2 protein-coding genes are annotated in these 1,788 nt (G+C 58.0%); both read right to left on the bottom strand.

The window, feature by feature from the left end; genetic code table 11:
• Positions 1 to 121 precede the first annotated feature (121 nt).
• On the bottom strand, positions 122 to 787 hold the full coding sequence (locus NW857_RS01295; protein WP_414333531.1) for a hypothetical protein: 666 nt from the start codon (positions 785 to 787) through the stop codon (positions 122 to 124).
• Positions 788 to 1,097: 310 nt separating this feature from the next.
• Complete coding sequence (locus tag NW857_RS01290) at positions 1,098 to 1,673, bottom strand: NUDIX hydrolase (RefSeq protein ID WP_414333529.1); 576 nt, start codon at positions 1,671 to 1,673, stop codon at positions 1,098 to 1,100.
• Positions 1,674 to 1,788 lie beyond the last annotated feature (115 nt).

Raw genomic sequence — 1,788 nt, 5'->3', positions numbered from 1 at the left:
TCTCCCCTCACCCCCGACCCCTCTCCCAGTGGGAGAGGGGAGTTGCAGGGGACTGCTTCGCAGCAATTGGGAACGAATCCCAGCGGCCTATGCCTTGTCGCCAATCGAAAAACTTGGGATGCTACAGATCGCGGCGGACAAAGCCATCTCCTTCCCACTGGTAGAGGGTGGCGCGCGAGTCGCGGTTGGATCCCGGCACGCTGGAGATGACCAGGATCCCTTGGGGGCTGACCCGCAGGCTGGCATTGCTTAAGTCTGTTACGCTTAGCAACGGCACAAACCCCTCTAGCCGGTGTTCCAAGACCAAGACAGACCGCAGCAGGCTGATGCCCCCTCGCTCGGTGAGCAGCACCAACTTGGGCTGGGTGCTGGGGGTGATGTCGGTGCGCAGGTGAGCTTCCACCAACCGCCCTGGGATCGGCTCAGCCGTGTGGAGCAGGCGAAAATCGTATCCTCCCTGATGTCCAAAGCTGAGAACCCGCACCACCGGCTCCACTGTCGGCTGCCGCTGGATTTCAAACACGGCCACTACATCCTGACGATCGGAAGCGGTGAGGCTGGCCGCAAACAGGCGCAGGTTTTCGCCACGATTGCCACGGATGAAGTCCCACCAGATGGATTGACGAAATAGGGCAACAACTCCTTCGCGCGCGCTGCCCCCCTCAGAAACAGCCGGCAAAAGCGGAAGCATAGGCTGGGAATGGGCAGAACCAACGGCAGTTGGTAGGGTGACAACCAAGGCCACTCCCCAGGCTATGCGACCATAGGAATACAACAGCTTCCGCATATTTCCTCACCCCTCGACCCTAAAATTCTAGGAGACTCCAAGGCTTCTCCAGTTAACAAAATAGCCGGGATAAGGGATCCCTCTGATGTTCAATTCAACGTCGCGCCCACCTTGATGGTCAGGGGCGACTGACGCAAGAGATTGATCTATACTGGCTGCCGTAGATAACGCTAGAAAAAGCTGTACAAAAAAGTCGTAGTCATTATCAAATGGAACGGCTCGCTGGATCGATCCCTAACTCTCGCTCTGAGGGAGGGAAGCTAGGCAAGGCAAAGGTTCACCGGCAATTGCAATGGCCAGAGTTTGCCACTCATGTCTGGTTGCCACTTGGAATAGCCCCCTTTTCTGCCGCCAAAAACAATTGGGCCCGCCAAAAGCAGGCGATAGATTTGCTATCAAAGTCCAGGCCAAAACGGGCCATTTCCGTTAGTTCAGCAGGCGAAAACTCCACGACGGCGATGTCTTCATCCTCGTCCTTGGCCGGTGGAGCATCCAGCACTTCCAGATCCCGCGCCAGGTAGGCGTACATGATCTCGCTGGAATAGCCGGGGCACAGATAAAATTGGCCGAGGGGATCCCAGCGGTGGGCGCGCAGGCCGGTTTCTTCTTCCAGCTCGCGGCGAATGGTTTCATCCGGATGTTCTCCCGGCTCGACGGTGCCGGCAGGAAATTCGTAAAGGTAGGCGGCGACGGCAAAGCGATACTGGCGAATGCAGACGAACTTGCCTTCGGCAGTCACCGGCACGGCCACAACGCCGCCGGGGTGGATGAGGTACTCCCGCTCCCCTTCTGTGCCGTTGGGAAAGCGCAAACGCTGGCTGACAAAAGTGTACTTGTGGCCGTGGAAGCGCAGGCGCTCGCGAAGGATCTGCGATGGGGTATGCATGGCCAAGGTTCCCGAGAGAAAAGCCCCCCTCAGCTTAATGGTTGCCCGCCTTAGGGTAAAGTCGAGAGGCAAACCGCAGGAAGTGCAGGCCATGATCTTCCCTTCCCTGAAGGAG

This window comes from Synechococcus sp. H55.9, assembly GCF_047462355.1.
Classification (GTDB): domain Bacteria; phylum Cyanobacteriota; class Cyanobacteriia; order Thermostichales; family Thermostichaceae; genus Thermostichus.
Note: the sequence above shows the minus strand (reverse complement) of the source record. Positions and strands in the feature narration are given on the sequence as shown.

Excerpts from the sequence above, each read along its gene's own strand:
- NW857_RS01295 (WP_414333531.1), bottom strand. The coding sequence starts at position 787 with ATGCGGAAGCTGTTGTATTCCTATGGTCGCATAGCCTGGGGAGTGGCC.
- NW857_RS01290 (WP_414333529.1), bottom strand. The coding sequence starts at position 1,673 with ATGCATACCCCATCGCAGATCCTTCGCGAGCGCCTGCGCTTCCACGGC.